This is a genomic window from Mycobacterium sp. PDNC021 (genome assembly GCF_048282635.1).
GTDB lineage: Bacteria > Actinomycetota > Actinomycetes > Mycobacteriales > Mycobacteriaceae > Mycobacterium > Mycobacterium llatzerense.
In genome coordinates this window covers 1,525,536-1,542,377 of sequence record NZ_CP182502.1, presented here as the reverse complement: position 1 = coordinate 1,542,377, position 16,842 = coordinate 1,525,536, and the positions used below count along the sequence as shown (strand labels likewise).

At 67.3% G+C, this 16,842-nt stretch carries 14 protein-coding genes and 1 pseudogene; 6 read left to right on the top strand and 9 right to left on the bottom strand.

The annotated features are described in order from the left end of the window. The first annotated feature begins 6 nt into the window (after nucleotides 1–6). Together ACNO8X_RS07170 and ACNO8X_RS07165 are read left to right on the top strand one after the other, a co-directional pair. A complete protein-coding gene (locus tag ACNO8X_RS07170) occupies nucleotides 7–960 on the top strand; it encodes a glutamate ABC transporter substrate-binding protein (RefSeq protein ID WP_418004741.1) in 954 nt (317 codons plus the stop codon). Then, nucleotides 960–3,263 (top strand): serine/threonine-protein kinase PknG, encoded by a 2,304-nt coding sequence (locus ACNO8X_RS07165; protein ID WP_418005807.1) that lies wholly within the window; start codon nucleotides 960–962, stop codon nucleotides 3,261–3,263. The genes ACNO8X_RS07170 and ACNO8X_RS07165 overlap by 1 nt, the downstream gene beginning before the upstream one ends. A 261-nt stretch (nucleotides 3,264–3,524) precedes the next feature. Here the strand turns inward: ACNO8X_RS07165 and ACNO8X_RS07160 are convergent, their stop codons facing one another. The 4 genes from ACNO8X_RS07160 to fgd all read right to left on the bottom strand — a co-directional run bounded on the left by ACNO8X_RS07160 (nucleotide 3,525) and on the right by fgd (nucleotide 8,706). After that, nucleotides 3,525–4,394, bottom strand: coding sequence for a cytochrome c oxidase assembly protein (locus ACNO8X_RS07160; RefSeq protein ID WP_418005806.1), 870 nt, complete (start codon nucleotides 4,392–4,394; stop codon nucleotides 3,525–3,527). A gap of 81 nt (nucleotides 4,395–4,475) precedes the next feature. After that, nucleotides 4,476–5,600, bottom strand: coding sequence for an acetate kinase (locus ACNO8X_RS07155; protein WP_418004740.1), 1,125 nt, complete (start codon nucleotides 5,598–5,600; stop codon nucleotides 4,476–4,478). Continuing rightward, nucleotides 5,597–7,666, bottom strand: coding sequence for a phosphate acetyltransferase (pta, locus tag ACNO8X_RS07150; protein WP_418004739.1), 2,070 nt, complete (start codon nucleotides 7,664–7,666; stop codon nucleotides 5,597–5,599). The genes ACNO8X_RS07155 and pta overlap by 4 nt, the downstream gene beginning before the upstream one ends. A 29-nt stretch (nucleotides 7,667–7,695) precedes the next feature. Next, on the bottom strand, nucleotides 7,696–8,706 hold the full coding sequence (fgd, locus tag ACNO8X_RS07145) for a glucose-6-phosphate dehydrogenase (coenzyme-F420) (protein ID WP_418004738.1): 1,011 nt from the start codon (nucleotides 8,704–8,706) through the stop codon (nucleotides 7,696–7,698). A gap of 35 nt (nucleotides 8,707–8,741) precedes the next feature. Here fgd and ACNO8X_RS07140 point away from each other — a divergent pair, with 35 nt between their 5' ends. Beyond that, nucleotides 8,742–9,479, top strand: coding sequence for an MBL fold metallo-hydrolase (locus ACNO8X_RS07140; RefSeq protein WP_418004737.1), 738 nt, complete (start codon nucleotides 8,742–8,744; stop codon nucleotides 9,477–9,479). A gap of 202 nt (nucleotides 9,480–9,681) precedes the next feature. On the opposite strand, the gene ACNO8X_RS07135 is transcribed toward ACNO8X_RS07140, so the two are convergent. Together ACNO8X_RS07135 and ACNO8X_RS07130 are read right to left on the bottom strand one after the other, a co-directional pair. Further along, nucleotides 9,682–9,975: a hypothetical protein gene (locus tag ACNO8X_RS07135; protein ID WP_418004736.1), complete on the bottom strand. Its 294-nt coding sequence runs from the start codon at nucleotides 9,973–9,975 to the stop codon at nucleotides 9,682–9,684. 118 nt (nucleotides 9,976–10,093) lie between these two features. Next, the gene (locus tag ACNO8X_RS07130) at nucleotides 10,094–11,302 is read right to left on the bottom strand and encodes an FAD-dependent oxidoreductase (RefSeq protein WP_418004735.1); all 1,209 of its coding nucleotides are present in this window, start codon (nucleotides 11,300–11,302) and stop codon (nucleotides 10,094–10,096) included. Nucleotides 11,303–11,377: 75 nt separating this feature from the next. Here ACNO8X_RS07130 and ACNO8X_RS07125 point away from each other — a divergent pair, with 75 nt between their 5' ends. Both ACNO8X_RS07125 and ACNO8X_RS07120 read left to right on the top strand, forming a co-directional pair. Next, a complete protein-coding gene (locus ACNO8X_RS07125) occupies nucleotides 11,378–12,232 on the top strand; it encodes an SDR family oxidoreductase (RefSeq protein ID WP_418004734.1) in 855 nt (284 codons plus the stop codon). 84 nt (nucleotides 12,233–12,316) lie between these two features. Further along, nucleotides 12,317–13,336, top strand: a pseudogene (locus ACNO8X_RS07120) (YbfB/YjiJ family MFS transporter); the annotation flags it as partial. 39 nt (nucleotides 13,337–13,375) lie between these two features. Here ACNO8X_RS07120 and ACNO8X_RS07115 read toward each other — a convergent pair. Continuing rightward, entirely contained in the window at nucleotides 13,376–14,305 is a 930-nt protein-coding gene (locus ACNO8X_RS07115) for a LysR family transcriptional regulator (RefSeq protein WP_418004733.1), read from the bottom strand. A gap of 121 nt (nucleotides 14,306–14,426) precedes the next feature. Here ACNO8X_RS07115 and ACNO8X_RS07110 point away from each other — a divergent pair, with 121 nt between their 5' ends. Continuing rightward, nucleotides 14,427–15,140 (top strand): SDR family NAD(P)-dependent oxidoreductase, encoded by a 714-nt coding sequence (locus tag ACNO8X_RS07110; protein ID WP_418004732.1) that lies wholly within the window; start codon nucleotides 14,427–14,429, stop codon nucleotides 15,138–15,140. Between the two features lie 99 nt (nucleotides 15,141–15,239). On the opposite strand, the gene ACNO8X_RS07105 is transcribed toward ACNO8X_RS07110, so the two are convergent. Both ACNO8X_RS07105 and ACNO8X_RS07100 read right to left on the bottom strand, forming a co-directional pair. Beyond that, nucleotides 15,240–15,632, bottom strand: a complete 393-nt coding sequence (locus tag ACNO8X_RS07105) for a hypothetical protein (protein WP_418004731.1) — start codon at nucleotides 15,630–15,632, stop codon at nucleotides 15,240–15,242. Between the two features lie 10 nt (nucleotides 15,633–15,642). Continuing rightward, on the bottom strand, nucleotides 15,643–16,842 hold the full coding sequence (locus tag ACNO8X_RS07100; protein ID WP_418005805.1) for an O-succinylhomoserine sulfhydrylase: 1,200 nt from the start codon (nucleotides 16,840–16,842) through the stop codon (nucleotides 15,643–15,645).

Below are 16,842 nucleotides of genomic sequence, written 5' to 3'. Positions count from 1 at the left end.
TTTTCGATGCGTGCGCGTTTGGTCCCGGCGATGGTCGCGGTGCTGGTGGCCGCCGGTTGCGGCGAGGCCGCACCGCCGGTTGCGCCCCAGAGCATCACCATCGCACCGCCGACACCCGCCGGCATGGAGGTGCAGACCGCGGTTCCGGACCTGGGCCCGGAGGACAAGTCCGACTGCACCGCGAGCCTGCGGCCGTTCCCGACGCCCGAGGCCGCGGCGGCGGCCGTCACCAACATCAAGGACCGCGGCCGGCTGATCGTCGGGCTCGACATCGGCAGCAACCTCTTTACGTTCCGCGACCCGATCACGGGGCAGATCACGGGCTTCGACGTCGATATCGCCGGTGAGGTGGCGCGCGACATCTTCGGCACCCCATCACAGGTCGAATACCGGATTCTGTCGGACAACGACCGGATCTCGGCGCTGCAGCACAACCAGGTCGACATCGTGGTGAAGACCATGAGCATCACCTGCGAACGACGCAAACTGGTCAACTTCTCCGCCGAGTACTTCTCCGCGAAACAACGGATCCTCACCACCCGGGGCTCCGACATTCGCCGGCCATCGGATCTGTCGGGCAAGCGGGTGTGCGTCGTGAAGGCCACCACCTCGAAGGCACGGCTGCAGCGCATCACCCCGCCGCCGGTCCTCGTGGAGGCCATCACCTGGGCCGACTGCCTGGTGGCATTGCAACAGCGGCAGGCCGACGCCGTGTCCACCGATGACGCCATCCTGGCCGGCCTCGTGGCCCAGGACCCGTACCTGCACATCGTCGGCCCCAACATGGCCGAGGAGCCCTATGGCATCGGGATCAATCTGAACAACACCGGGTTGGTCCGGTTCGTGAATGGGACGCTGGAGCGGATTCGCCGCGATGGCACGTGGAACACGTTGTACCGCAAGTGGTTGACCGTGCTGGGCTCGACGCCGAACCCGCCCGTACCGAGGTACAGCGACTGATGCCCGAAAGCGAAGCGACGACTGGCCCCGTGGACGCAAGTCCCGTGGGTGCAGGTCCCGTGGATGCGGGTCCCGACACCGACCCCGGCACGCAGGCCGTTGAGGTGACGTGGGATTCGCTGGCCACCATGCGGCCGATGGGCACGCAGGCGGTGTTCCGCCCGCTGTTCGACGACTCGATGAGCATCCCGGTGCCGGTTCCGCCCGAACGTGATTCGGCGCCCACCAGCGTCGTCACCGCCACCACCCGGGTTTCGCCCGTCCGGCGACTCGGTGGCGGTCTGGTCGAAGTGCCGCGAATGGTGGATCAGGATCCGCTCGCGGCGTTGATGACCAACCCCGTGGTGGCCGAGGCCAAACGCTTCTGTTGGTCCTGCGGCAAGCCGGTCGGCCGCTCCGAAGACGGCAAGCCCGGCCAGTCGGAAGGTTCGTGCCCGCATTGCGGCAACGCGTATTCGTTTCTGCCACAACTGAGTCCGGGCACCATGGTGGCCGATCAGTACGAGGTGAAGGGTTGCATCGCCCACGGTGGGCTGGGCTGGATCTACCTGGCGCTGGACACCAACGTCAACAACCGGCCGGTGGTGCTCAAAGGCCTGGTGCATTCCGGGGACGCGGAGGCACAGGCGATCGCCATGGCCGAGCGGCAGTTCCTGGCCGAGGTCACGCATCCCGCGATCGTGAAGATCTTCAACTTCGTCGAGCACGCCGACAAACACGGCGACCCCGTGGGCTACATCGTGATGGAGTACGTCGGCGGCACCTCGCTGAAACAGGTGAAGGGCGCCAAACTGCCGGTGGCACAGGCGATCGCCTACATGCTGGAGATCCTGCCGGCGCTGGGTTACCTGCATTCGATCGGGTTGGTCTACAACGACCTCAAGCCCGAGAACATCATGTTCACCGAGGAACAGCTCAAGCTCATCGACCTCGGCGCGGTGTCGCGGATCAACTCGTTCGGATTCCTGTACGGCACACCGGGTTATCAGGCACCGGAGATCGTCCGGACCGGGCCGACGATCGTCACCGACATCTACACCGTCGGCCGCACCCTGGCCGCGCTCACCCTGGACCTGAAGACCGACAGAGGCCGTTACGTCGACGGGCTGCCCGAGGACGATCCGATTCTGGCCCAATACGATTCGTTCGGCCGGCTGCTGCGCCGTGCCATCGATCCGGACCCGCGCCGGCGGTTCGGCAGCGCCGAGGAGATGTCCGGGCAGCTGCTGGGGGTGCTGCGCGAGGTCGTCGCCCAGGACACGAGGTCGCCGCGGCCCGGCCTGTCCTCGGTGTTCAGCCCGTCGCGGTCGACATTCGGCGTCAACATGCTGGTGGCCCACACCGACGTGTACATCGACGGGCAGCAGCACACCGAAAAGATCACTGCCCCAGAGATTGTCCGGGCGCTACAGGTGCCGCTGGTCGACCCAGCCGACGTCGGTGCGACGGTGCTGTCGGCCACCGTGTTGAGTCAGCCGGTGCAGACGCTGGATTCGTTGCGCGCCGCCCGGGAGGGGTCGCTCGATTCGGAAGGCGTGGATCTGTCGCAGTCGGTCGAGCTTCCGCTGATGGAAGTGCGCGCCCTCCTCGACCTGGGCGACGTGGCCAAAGCGAACCGGAAACTCGAGAACCTGGCCGACCGGGTCGGCTGGCACTGGCGGCTGGTGTGGTTCCGCGCGGTCGGCGAGCTGCTGGCGGGCAACTATGACGCTGCGACAAAGGATTTCACCGAAGTCCTCAACACCCTGCCGGGCGAGTTGGCCCCCAAGGTGGCGTTGGCGGCCACTGCCGAACTGTCCGGATCGGCCGCAGAGCGGGCCTTCTACCAGACGGTGTGGAACACCGACAACGGCGTCATCTCGGCCGGATTCGGCCGCGCCCGCGTGCAGGCGATGGCCGGAGACCGGGAAGCCGCCGTCCACACCTTGGACGAAGTGCCCGCTACTTCAAGGCATTTCACCACCGCACGACTGACCAGCGCCGTCACCCTGCTGTCGGCACCCACCACCGCCGACATCACCGAACGCCAAATCCGTGACGCCGCACGCCGAGTCGAGGCGCTGCCGGAATCCGAGCCGCGGGTGCTGCAGATCCGGACACTGGTGCTCGGCACGGCCCTGGACTGGCTGGCCGACAACACCGCCAGCACCAACCACATCCTGGGCTTCCCGTTCACCGAGTACGGCCTGCGCCTCGGCGTCGAGGCATCCTTGCGCGGGCTGGCCCGCGTGGCGCCGACCAAGGCACACCGCTACGCGCTCGTCGACCTGGCCAACAACGTGCGGCCGATCAGTACGTTCTAGCTCGGTGCGATGCGCGGCGGCGTGTCGCGCCTGGCGTGTCGCCTCTCCTTCGACACATTCGACCTGGAGCCGTCAACTTTCCTTGACTGTCAAGGAAAGTTGACGCCTCCGGATCAAACATGCGGGGTTAACGGCCGACTTCCGCGGTCCGAGCGTTGGGCACTTGACTAGCAAACTATCTGCGGCAGTTGAGATTGCGCTGACGCAGGAAGAGTTCGAGTAGCAGTCTGCGTGGACGCACGGTCAACGCAGCGAGCCGGCTCAGCGGTAGCGGTCACGCAATTGCGGATCGTTCTGCCACCAGAGGCCGCTCGCCGGTGCATCGTCGGCCGTCTCAACGCCGGGTGCGGCAGCCGGTACAGACGGGGCGGCGGCGGCTGCGTCGAGCTCCGCATCCACCTCAGCGGCCTTGCGCTGTTCGTCAGAACCCAAGGCGCGCATGAGCAAGAGGATGAATGGCACACCGACGACGTCACCCAGAATCCACAGGATGCCGGCACCGTAAGTCTGGTCCTGGCGGATGCTCGGCCCGAAGTCGCGGCGCAGACCCGCGTAGTAGTCATAGGCGATCACCGGGCCCAGCCACAGCACCAGCCCGAGGATGCCGTCGCCGAGGCCCTCGGCCACGCTGATCCCGATGGACAGCAGCGGCGGGTACCGTCGCGGCACCGGGTCGACCTGCAACCTCGCGTAGAAATAGCCAAAACCGATACCCAGCAGCACAAGTCGCGTCAGTGACGCGAGCGGTCCGGTCATCGATGCGACGTACCACGGCGTCAGGTACAGCAGCCACGGCGTCGCCAGCATCAGCACCGACGTCACCGGAGGCGACAGGAGTACCCGTGCGACAACGGAATTCAGCACCGCGTCAACATGCTCCGCAGCCACCGGACCGAGCGCCGCGCGCACCGTCGCGACCGGACGACTGAGCGCCAAGAAGAACGGCACCACGTACAACAGCAGCAGGAGTTGCAGCGCACGCAGCCAGAACAGCGACGGCGCGTAGACCGCGATGACGCTGAACGTCGACAATGCCCACACCGCGATGGCGACACCGAAGGACCACCGCTGCGCGCTCGCCACCGGGACCCGTCGATGGGCCCAGACCATGGCACCGATGGCGAGCAGCATCAGCACCACAGCTACAGGGTCGAACGTCCCGGTCAACAAGGGCACGAGGCGCAAGCTACGCCTCAACCCTGGCAGGTTCCTTCAGACAACCTTGCAGAGGTCGACGCAGGCCCGCGCGATGGCCAGCTCTTCGTTGGTGGGAATGACCAGCACGCTCACCGGTGAGGTGTCCGTCGAGATCCGCCGGGGCCCGCGATTCGGGGACAGGTTGCGCTCCTCGTCGAGCTCGATCCCGAGCGCCAACAACCCGGCGAGCGCATCGCGGCGGACGGCGGCGTCGTTCTCCCCCACCCCGGCAGTGAAGGTGATGACGTCGGCGCCACCCAGCAGTGCGAGGTACCCGCCGATGTACTTGCGCAGCCGGTGGATGTACACGTCGTAGGCCAGCTGGGCTGCCGCATCTCCGGCATCCATCCTCTTGTGCAGCGCGCGGAAATCGGTGGCGCCGCCCAATCCCGATACACCGGAGCGGCGGTTCAGCATGACGTCGATGTCCTCGACCGACATCCCGGCGGTGCGCGACAGGTACATGATGATACCGGGGTCGACGTCGCCGGAGCGGGTACCCATCACCAGGCCCTCCATCGGCGTCATCCCCATCGAGGTGTCGATCGGCCGGCCGCCGGCGATCGCCGAGGCCGACGCGCCGTTACCCAGATGCAGGACAATCTGATTCACCGATTCGAGGGGCAGGCCGAGGAACTGCGCGGCCTGTTCGCTGACGTACTGGTGCGACGTGCCGTGGAAGCCGTATCGCCGAATGTGCCACTGCTCAGCGACATCCCGGTCGATCGCGTACTCGGCTGCGGCCGCCGGCAGATCGTGGAAGAACGCCGTGTCGAACACCGCGATGTGGGGCGCATCGGGCAAGAGCGCGCGGGCCTCGGTGATACCCAGCACCGCGGGCGGATTGTGCAAAGGGGCCAGCGGGGCCAGCTCGTCGAGCTTGGCGACCAGCGCGTCGTCGATCAGCGTGGGCCGGTAGAACTGCCGCCCGCCGTGCACCACGCGGTGCCCGACGGCCATCACGTCGTCGGGAGCGACGCCCACCGAGCCGACGGCGTCGAACACCTGCTGCAGCGCGGCGCGGTAGTCGACGACGCGCTCGACGATGCCGTCAACCAGGGACTCGCCCGTATCCGGCTGGACCAAACGGTATTTCACCGAGGACGAACCGGAATTGAGCACCAGGACCGGCCGACTCATTTCTCCCCCTGCGCCTGGATGGCCGTGATCGCGACGGTGTTGACGATGTCCTCCACCAACGCACCGCGCGACAGATCGTTCACCGGTTTGTTCAGACCTTGCAACACCGGTCCGATCGCGATGGCACCGGCGCTGCGCTGCACCGCCTTGTAGGTGTTGTTGCCGGTGTTCAGGTCCGGGAAGATCAGCACCGTCGCGCGGCCGGCCACCGGCGAATCCGGCATCTTGCTCGCGGCCACCGACGGCTCTACCGCGGCGTCGTATTGGATCGGCCCTTCGACCAACAGCTCCGGCGCGCGCTTGCGGACCAATTCCGTTGCCGCCCTGACCTTGTCGACGTCGGCACCGGTGCCCGAATCGCCGGTCGAGTAGGACAGCATGGCCACCCGCGGCACGATCCCGAACTGCGCGGCGGTCTGCGCCGAGCTGATCGCGATGTCGGCGAGCTGCTCGGACGTCGGGTCCGGCACGATCGCACAGTCGCCGTAGGCCAGCACCCGGTCCGCCAGGCACATCAGGAAGATGCTCGACACCGTGGAGATGTCCGGCGCGGTGCGGATGATCTCGAACGCCGGGCGCACGGTGTGCGCCGTGGTGTGCGCGGCACCGGACACCATGCCGTCGACCATGTTGTTGTGTACCAGCATGGTGCCGAAATACGAGACATCGTGGATGATTTCGCGGGCCTGCTCGAGGGTGACGCCCTTCTTCTTGCGCAGTTCGGCGTACTGCGCCGCGAACTGGTCGCACAGCTCACTGGTGCGGGGATTGAGCACCACAGCGGCCGACAGGTCCAGGCCCAGCTCGGCGGCCCGCGCCCGCACCGTCGACTCGTCGCCGAGGATCGTCAGGTCGGCGACCGAACGGGCGAGCAGCCGGCTCGCCGCCCGCAGGATCCGGTCATCATCGCCTTCGGGCAACACGATGCGCCGGCGATCGGCCCGGGCCCGGTCCTGCAATTGGTGCGTGAACATCTGCGGCGTGACGACCGACGGGATCGGAACCGCCAGCTGGGCAAGCAGATCCGCGACGTCGACATGCTCGTCCATCAAGGCCAGCGCGGTGTCGATCTTGCGCAGCGACGTGGCCGTCACCCTGCCCTTCGCCGTCGACGCGGCGCGGGCGGTGTCGTAGGTACCCAGCTCGGTGGCCACGATGGGCAACCGCAGGCCAAGGCCCGCAACCAGTTTCGCGATCGCCGGATGCAATGGCAGGCCGCCGTTGAGGATGAGGCACGAGATCGACGGAAAACCTTCCGCCGCATGGGCACTGGCGATGGCCAGTACCACGTCCGACCGGTCGCCCGGCGTGATGACCGCCATTGATTCGCGCAGCCGCTCCAGGCAGTGCTCGGCGGTCATGCCGGCGACCATCATCCCCATGACCTCGCGGGTCAGCAGCTCTTCGTCACCGCTGATCAGTTCGCCCTGCACCGCGTCCCGCAGCTCCGCCACCGTCGGCGCGGCCAGCAGCGGCTCCTCCGGCAGCACATAGCTTTTCGGCGCGAACCGCTGCAGTGCGGCGGCGACGTCGGCCAGTTCGTCCGGGTCGCACCGGTTGGCGACCACTGCCGCGGTGTGGGCGTGCTGGGCGGTCAGTTCGGCCAGGCACAGCTCCACGACATGGGCCACCTCGCCGGGCGTGCGATCGGCGGCCCGCACCGAGAGCAACACGGGCGCACCGAGATTCACCGCGATGCGGGCGTTCATCGACAGCTCGCTGGGCGAGGCGACGTCGGTGTAGTCGCTGCCGACGATGACCACCGCGCCGCATTTGTCGGCCACGCGGTGGTACCGGTCGACGATGTCCGCGATCGCGGCGTCGGGGTCGTCGTGCAACTGCTGATAGGTGACCCCGGCGCAGTCGTCGTAGTCCAGGCCGGCCGTGCTGTGCGCGAGCAACAACTCGAGGATGTAGTCGCGGCCGGTGCCGGCCCGCACGATCGGACGGAACACGCCGACATTGGCGACCGTGGCCGCCAGCCGGTGCAACAGCCCTAGCGCAATGGTCGACTTACCGGTGTCGCCTTCAGGCGAGGCGATGTAGATCGCGGTGGCGTCAGGCACTGCGACAGCCTACCGAGCCGGACCGGCCGTCAGGCCAGCTTGCGCAGGCGAGGCTCCAGGTCGGTCTTGAACAATTCCAGGAACCGGCGCTGATCCTGCCGGGGGTCGTGGAAGACCAGGTGGTTCAGGCCCCAGTCGACGTATTGCTTGACCTTCTCGACGGCTTCGTCCGGGTCGGAGGCCACGATCCACCGCTTGGCGACCTGTTCGATGGGCAGCGCGTCGGCGGCCGCTTCCATCTCGATCGGGTCTTCGATGGAGTGCTTCTGCTCCGCGGTCAGCGACAGCGGTGCCCAGAACCGGGTGTTCTCCAGAGCCAGTGCGGGATCCGGGTCGTACGAGATCTTGATCTCGATCATCCGGTCGACGTCGTCCGGGTTCTTGCCCGCGGCCTCGGCGCCCTCGCGCATGGCGGGGATCAGCTTGTCCTTGTAGAGCTCTTCGCCCTTGCCGGAGGTGCAGATGAACCCGTCGCCCGCGCGGCCCGCGTACTTGGCCACCTGGGGCCCGCCCGCGGCGATGTAGATCGGGATGCCACCCTCGGGCACGTCGTAGATCGAGGCGCCCTTGGTCTTGTAGTACTCGCCGTCGAAGTCGACCCGGTCGCCGTTCCACAGCTCACGCATCAGGCGTACCGATTCGCGCAGCCGGGCGTAGCGCTCCTTGAACTCGGGCCATTCGCCCTCGTAGCCGGTGGCGATCTCGTTGAGCGCCTCACCGGTGCCGATGCCCAGGAAGATCCGGTCCGGGTACAGGCAGCCCATGGTGGCGAAGGCCTGCGCGATGACGGCCGGGTTGTAGCGGAACGTCGGGGTGAGCACCGAGGTGCCCAGGAGCAGCCGCTCGGTACGCTCGCCGACGGCGGTCATCCAGGCCAGGGAGAACGGCGCGTGGCCGCCGGTATGGCGCCACGGCTGGAAGTGATCACTGACGGTGGCGCTGTCCATGCCTGCCGCCTCGGCAGCCACTGCCAGCTCCACCAATTCACGCGGCGCAAACTGCTCCGCCGACGCCTTGTAGCCCAGTCTGAGTTCAGCCATGAGTCTTTTCTACCCCCTTGCCTACACTCGTCGACATGGCGGTAGTCCTAAGCGCGATCACCGAAAATGTGCACTTCGCCCAGACCGACCTGGTGAACTGGACCCTGGTCAGCGACGACAGCGGGGTGATCCTGATCGACGCGGGTTTCCCCGGCCAACGCGACGATGTGCTCCGCTCGCTGCGTGACCTTGGCTTCGAGGCCGGCGACGTGCGGGCGATTCTGCTCACCCATGCTCACGTCGACCACCTCGGCGCAGCCATCTGGTTCGCCAAAACCCATGGCACGCCGGTGTTCTGCCACGGCGCCGAAGTCGGCCATGCCAAACGCGAGTATCTGGAACAGGTTTCACCGGCAGACCTGCTGGCGCGGGCCTGGAACCCGCGGTACCTGGCTTGGTCGATGCACATCGTCGGCAAGGGCGGGCTGGTTCGCGAGGGCATCCCGACCGCGCAGGCACTCACCGAGGACGTCGCGGCGACGCTGCCGGGCAGCCCACAGGTGATCCCCAGCCCGGGGCACACCGGCGGGCACTGCTCCTACGTGTTCGGCGACGTGCTGGTGGCCGGCGACGCCGTGGTCACCGGTCACCCGCTGATCACCAAGGGCGGCCCCCAGCTGCTGCCGCAGATCTTCAATCACGACCAGGCGGCGTGCCAACGCAGCCTGTCGGCGCTCGGCCTGCTGGACACCCAGGTACTGCTGCCCGGCCATGGCCCGGCGTGGCGTGGGCCGGTCCGGGAGGCCACCGAGCTCGCCTTGCAGCGGCGCTGACGCCCGTCGGCGTCACCCGCCGTGCTTGACCAGTTCCAGAAATAACACGAACAGGCCGGACAGCAGCAGACACCCGACGGTCCAATCGGTAAGCACAATCAAGCGTATCGACCGGACGGTCCGAACGACTGTGATTCAGCAGCCGGTCAGGCACAGACCGCCGATGCCATCACCAGGGCTCGACGCTGCGGGAGCTCCGAGGTCAGTGCAGGAGCAACATGATGAGCAACAGGAAGACACCGGCCACGAGCACGCCCCCGCTCACAGTAGCGGTGGGCATCATGACCATGTGGTGTAGCTCTTCTTCGTCAAAGATGTTGTTGCCCTGCGCATCACGATCGAGTGGGCCGTAAATCAACAGCCCCGGACCGGAGCACCGCACCGCGCGGGCCGCCCGGACGATCGGATGCTCAGCCGGCAACAGGGTGACGTAGCCCCGCACCAGAAGGCCCGTCCCGAATATCACCACTGCCACTGCGATCAGCAGCCACGCCACGGTCCAGCCCGAGAGCACACGCAAGCTTAGCCAGCGGACGGTTCGGACAGCCCAGATTCCGCAATGTCCTTGACGAACGCTGCCGGAAAGTCCTCCCCGACCGGCGGGGGCGAGTCCGTCACCGGGCGTGCACGTCTGGTGTGCGGACATGCTCGGGACGGAAACCGCGGCCGACGAGCAGCGGCGGGAGGTATTGCAGCGGACCCTTTCCCACGAACGACGGCACCGCGATCGGCGATAGGTCACCGGCCAGATTGGGCTCGATCACGCGGTTCTGGGCCAGTACCTGGCCGGCCTGGATGATGCGGGTCGGCAACTCCCGGCGGCGCTGCACCTTGGCCAGGTCGGCGTCGGCGAGCAGGCCGTTGCGCAGAGGGCCGCACAGGATGTTGGCGGCGGCTACGGCGTCGGCCACCGCCAAGTTGATGCCGACGCCGCCGGCCGGCGACATCGCGTGGGCGGCGTCGCCGATGCACAGCAGCCCGGGCCGCCACCAGGTCTTGAGCCGGTCCACGCGCACGTCGAGGTGGCTGGTGTCATCCCAGGACGTCAGATCCTGGACATGCTCGCGAAGCTGCGGCCGTACCGACACGAGTCGGGCCTTGAAGTCGTCGAGTGATCCGCTCTGCGGGTTGGTGCCCTTCGGCATGAGGTACGCGACCTGCCAGTAGTCGCCGCGATAGATCATCGCCATCAACAGGCCTTTGCGGATGATCCCGAACAGTTCCTGCGGATCGCCGGGGCGCCAGCCCAGCCGGAACCACAGCACATCCATGGGGCTGTGGGCGCTCGCCATCTCGAGCCCGGACGCCTCGCGCACCGCGGACTTGCGGCCGTCGGCGGCCACCACCAGGTCAGCGTGGACCTCCAGCTCGGGTGTGCGCACTCCGACGACCCGACCGTCCTCGCTGATGAGGTCGGTCACCTCGGCGTTGCGGATCAGGGTGAATTCCGGATAGGCGGACGCTTTTTCCGCGAGGAAGTCCAGGAAGTCCCACTGCGGCATGAGCGCGATGTAGGGCTCGGGGAAGCGCAGCAGCCGCAGGGCGCCGAAGCTGCCGAAGGTCCGCAGGGTGCCATCGGCGTCCATGCAGATCCGGTTGATCTTGGTGTGGGGCAATTTCAGGAACTCGTCGACGAACCCCAGCTCGTGCATGATGCGCAACGTGGTGGGGTGGACGGTGTCGCCGCGAAAGTCCCGCAGAAAGTCGTTGTGCTTCTCCAACACGACGACGTCGATCCCCGCCCGGGCCAACAGCAGTGCGTGCACCAGACCCGCAGGTCCACCACCGGCTACACAAACCTGAGTCCGCAGGGTGCGCGTCATGCCCTGACAGTAGCCCGCCGAAGCAGCCAAATAGGGGCTTCATTTCAAAACTTGACACGTGTAAAGTTTGCGGCCATGGACAACATCAGCGGCAAGACCATCGCGATCACCGGAGCCGCGCGGGGCATCGGCTTCGCCACCGCCAAGGCCCTTCTCGCCCGCGGCGCGCGCGTCGTCATCGGTGACCGGGACGTCGCGGTGCTCGAATCGGCGGTCTCCGACCTGGTCAAACTCGGCCAGGCGACCGGGTACCCGCTGGACGTCACCGACCGCGAGTCTTTCGAGGTGTTCCTGGACAAGGCCCGCAGCGACGGCGCCGGTCACCTCGACGTGCTGATCAACAACGCCGGCGTCATGCCCATCGGCCCGTTCCTGGACGAGTCTGAGAAGTCCATCCGCTCGGCGATGGAGGTCAACCTGTACGGGGTCCTCACCGGCTGTCAGCTGGCCCTGCCCGAGATGGTCGCCCGCCGTCGCGGCCACATCATCAACATCGCATCCCTGTCCGGGCTGATCCCGCTGCCCGGGCAGGTCGTCTACAACGCCACGAAGTTCGGAGTGGTCGGGTTGACCACCGCCCTGGCCGACGAAGTCGCGCCACATGGAGTCGAGGTGTCGGTGGTCATGCCACCCTTCACCCGCACCGAATTGATCTCGGGCACATCGGAAACCATGGCCATCAAGCCCGTCGAACCGGAAGCCATCGCCGACGCGATCGTCAAGACGCTGAACAAGCCCAAGACCCACGTCTCGGTGCCCGCGGCGCTCCGGTTCACCGCCCAGAGCGCGCAGCTGCTCGGACCGCGGGGTCGGCGCTGGATGAACAAGAAGCTCGGACTCGACACCGTGTTCATGTCGTTCGACGCCGCCAAACGACAGAGCTACACCGACCGCGCGCAGGCCGCGTTGGGCGTCATCGAGAAGGACTGAGTGCGCCTCGCTGCGAGGTAATTCCTTTCAGCTGCAAGGAGATAGGTCGTGGCCCGGGGCGGCCTCGGCACGCACCATCGGGGCATGCGCAGCTCAGCCTGGCTCTCGATCGCCCGCGCCGCGGCGGCGCTGGCCGCGGCGATGGGCATCGGCCGGTTCGCCTATACGCCGATCCTGCCGTTGATGACGGCCCACGCCGACCTCACGGCGCAGGCCGCGGGACAGCTGGCCACCGCCAACTACGTCGGCTACCTGATCGGCGCGGTGGGCGCCGCCGCCTCCCCCCGACTCGCCCGTTCCGTGGCCGCCTGCCGGGCGTCACTCGTGGCCCTGGTCGCGACGCTGGCGGCAATGCCATTGAGTACCAACGTCATCGAATGGAGCGTCCTGCGCCTGGTCGCGGGGATCGCCAGCGCGCTGGTGTTCGTGATCGCCGTCAACACACTCCTGGACCACGGACATCCGGCCCACCACGCCGGCTGGGCATTCAGCGGCGTCGGCATCGGTATCGCCCTGTCCGCTGCCCTGCCCGCCACCAGAGACTGGCAGGGCGCGTGGTGGGGGGCGACCGCATTGGCCGCACTGCTCAGTGCTTGCGCCTGGCACATGCACCCCGGTACCTCCGGCGAGACGGCGACAGCAGCCACCGAACGCCAAGCGGGCGCCCGCGGTCCATTGGCCCTGCTGATGGCCAGCTACACCCTCGAAGGCCTGGGCTACATCATCGCGGGCACGTTCCTGGTCGCCGCCGTCACACAGCAGTCACCGGGCGGGCTTGGCAGCGCGGTGTGGCTGCTGGTCGGCCTGGCCGCGGCACCGTCAGCAGCGCTCTGGGCGCGGTTCACCGGCCGCTTCTCGTACGCGGCGCTGCTCGTCGCCGCGTTGTTGCTGCAGGCCGCCGGAATCGCCTGGGCGGGAACAGGTAACAGCGCCGCTGCGCTCGTCGGGGCGGTCCTGTTCGGCGGGACCTTCATCGGCATCAGCACCTTGGCTCTGGCCGCGGGCCGTGCGCTGCAGTTCCCGGGTGCCGTCGCGCTGCTGACGACGGGCTACTCGGTGGGCCAGATCGTCGGACCGGTCGCCGTGGCACCCCTGCTGCACAACGGATTTCAGCAGGCTCTGCTCGCCGGTGCGGCCGTCGTGCTACTGGCCGCCCTGGCCGCGCTGCTGATGTGGATCTGTGGCCGGCAGCCACGCCGCGGCATCGATGCCCAGGGCGGCGACGTCACGCGTGAGCGCGTCGACGACAGCGTGCACGGCAGGGTTGTCTTCTCCCCGCCGCCACACCAGTGACCAGGTCCACAGCGGCGTCGGTTGAATCACCGGACGGCGCACCAGGTCTCGCGGCAGCGCATCCGTCTGACCCCGGGGGTTGTTGAGCACTGGCCGGCCCAGCTGCCGGACGTGCTCGAAGAACGTCGGACCCGTGACGCCACCGTCGTCGGTACGCATCACCCGCGCGCCGGTATCCGCGGCGAACTGCTCGCCGTAGCGGTTCCACGACTCCCAACTCGCCGTGTCCGAATCCACCAGCACCAGAGTGTCTTTCGCCGCCACCGGCGACTCGTCCGTGCCGACGCACAACGCGAACAGCCGGTCCACCCCCATCAGTCGCGCCTCCAGCGACAACGCTTCCAGGTCGGCGTTCTGCACCCAGCAGATGGCCAGGTCGAGGACACCGTCCGCCACCCGGGTCGCCTGCGTGTGCGACGGCATCACCCAGGTGTCGACGCGCAACTGCGCGACACCCGCCGCTCGTTCCGCGAGATCGGTCGGACACCAGTTGACGTAGCCGATGCGAATGGGCTCCGAGTTCGACAAACCGATTGCCCGCCTCCGGAATTCATCCGCCTGGGCCACCAGGGACCGGGCGTGGGGCAACAGCGAGGCGCCCGCGGCAGTGAGACTCACCGAGCGGCGATCGCGATCGAACAGTTCCACCTTGAGGTCGCGTTCGAGCGCCTTGATCTGCTGGGACAGCGACGGCCCGGCGATCCGCAACCGCTCGGCAGCACGACCGAAATTCAGCTCATCGGCAACGGCGACGAAGTACCGAAGTTGCCGCAGTTCCATGGCCACAGCGTAGTAGGCAGCACCTACCAGTAAAGAGCCAATGCGTCCCGTGACGCAGGCATCGGCCCGGCCCCGGCCGCGGTTGTGGAGGGCAGCAACATCAACCGAAAGGAACCACCCCATGAGCACAACGCCCCGCGTCGCGATCGTCACCGGCGCATCCCAGGGCATCGGAGCGGGCCTGGTGGCGGGCTACCGCAAGCTCGGCTACGCCGTCGTCGCCAACTCCCGCACCATCGCGCCGAGCGACGACCCCATGGTGCACGCGGTCGCGGGTGACATCGCCCGGCCCGGGGTCGGACAGCAGCTCGTCGACGCGGCGGTCGAGCAGTTCGGCCGCGTGGACACCGTGGTCAACAACGCGGGCATCTTCATCGCCAAGCCGTTCACCGAGTACACCGACGAGGACTACGAGGCCATCACCGGGGTGAATTCACGCGGATTCTTCGAACTGACCCGCGCCGCCATCCGGACGATGGCGGCCCAGGGCGACGGCGGCCACGTCGTCACCATTTCCACCAGCCTTGTGGACCAGGCCAACTCACAGGTGCCGTCGGCCCTGGCGTCCCTGACCAAGGGCGGCCTCAACGCCGCGACGAAAGCACTGGCCGTCGAGTACGCAACCCGCGGAATCCGCGCCAACGCAGTCGCTTTGGGCACCATCAGAACCCCGATGCATGCGCCGGAGACCCACGACTTCCTGTCGGCGCTGCACCCGGTCGGTCACCTGGGCGACATCTCCGACGTCGTCGACGGCGTGCTATATCTGGAGCACGCCAAGTTCGTCACCGGCGAGATTCTGCATGTGGATGGTGGTCAAAGTGCCGGGCACTGAAGCAACTGAAGTGGTGCCTCAACCTGAGTGTCCTTGTCACGCAAGGCGATGCGGGCTGGCAGATCGCGCACTACCAGGTTTCACCCGTCACCTGACGAATCAGAACTGCGGCGTGGGATCCCCGACGCGGTAGGCCTCGATGACGTCCAGGTTCGCCATCAGCTGCTCGACGGTGAAGCTGTAGATCGCGCCATCCTCTTCGGTGCCGACGAGAATCAGCTGTGGCTGGTCCGGATCGGCTACCCAGATCCTGGTCACCAACTCGCGCGGATCGTCCTCGGTGGATTCGAAGCCCGACGGCGGGTAGTACCAGATCAGGTATTCGTCGTTGGAGTAGTCGGAATCGAATACCCAACCGCGCGGCAGGATTTCGCCCGCGATCCGCCCGACGGCCTCGACTTCGGCATGCACCTCGTCAGGCAGCCAGTTGGCGTTCCGCGTGGTCTGCCGCTTCTTCCGACGGGCCTTCTTGGTTGCGGACTGCTTGGACATCCGAATCCCCCTAGCTCAGCGCCTGGTCCAGGTCGGCGATCAGATCCTCGGTGCCCTCGAGCCCGACGGAAATCCGCACCACACCGTCGCCCAGACCGATCGCGGCCCGACCCTCCGGCCCCATCGCACGGTGCGTGGTGGTGGCCGGGTGGGTGATCAGCGTCTTGGAGTCACCGAGGTTGTTCGAGATGTCGATGACCTGCAGCTTGTCGAGCACCTCGAACGCCCGGTCCTTGCCGCCATCGAGTTCGAACGTGACGACGGTGCCGCCGCCGCTCATCTGCCGCTTGGCCAGGTCGTGCTGCGGATGTGACTGCAGGAACGGGTATTTCACCCAGTTCACGCCGCGCACACCTTCCAGGAACTCGGCCACCCGCTGCGCGGAACGGTTCGAGTAATCGACCCGAATGGACAGCGTCTCAAGACCTTTCAGCATCGTCCAGGCGTTGAACGCGCTCATCGCCGGACCCGTGTGCCGCATCAGCTGCTGCACCGGTCCGTTGATGTACTCCTTGTCGCCCAAGATGGCGCCGCCGAGCACCCGACCCTGGCCGTCGATGTGCTTGGTGCCCGAGTACACGACGATGTCGGCACCGAGCTGCATGCCCTGCTGCAGCAGCGGCGTCGCGAAGACGTTGTCCAGCACCACTTTCGCGCCGGCCGCGTGCGCCAGTTCGGAGACCGCGGCGATGTCCACCAGAGACTGCATCGGGTTGGACGGCGTCTCGAAGAACACCGCGGTCGTCGGCACCGACAGTGCTTCCTCCCACTGGGACAGGTCGTCACCGTCGACGAAGACGGTCTCCACACCCCAGCGCGGCAGGATCTCGTTACAGACCACGAAGCACGACCCGAACAGGCTGCGCGCCGCAACCAACCGGTCACCGGAGGCGAGCAGCGCACCGAGTGCGGTGAACACCGCGGCCATGCCGGTCGCCGTCGCAAAAGCAGCGGGCGCGCCTTCGATCAGCCGCAGCCGTTCCTCGAACATCTGGATGGTCGGGTTGCCGTAGCGCGAGTAGACGTAGCGGTCGATCTCGCCGGTGAACGCCTGCTCCGCGGCAGCCGCCGACTCGTAGACGTACCCCGAGGTCAGGTACATCGCCTCGGCGGTCTCCTCGAACTCGGACCGCAGGAGGCCGCCGCGCACGCCGATGGTCGCCTGGCTGACGCCGTCCGGCAGCGGCGCCGGGACCCGGACCGAGGGCAC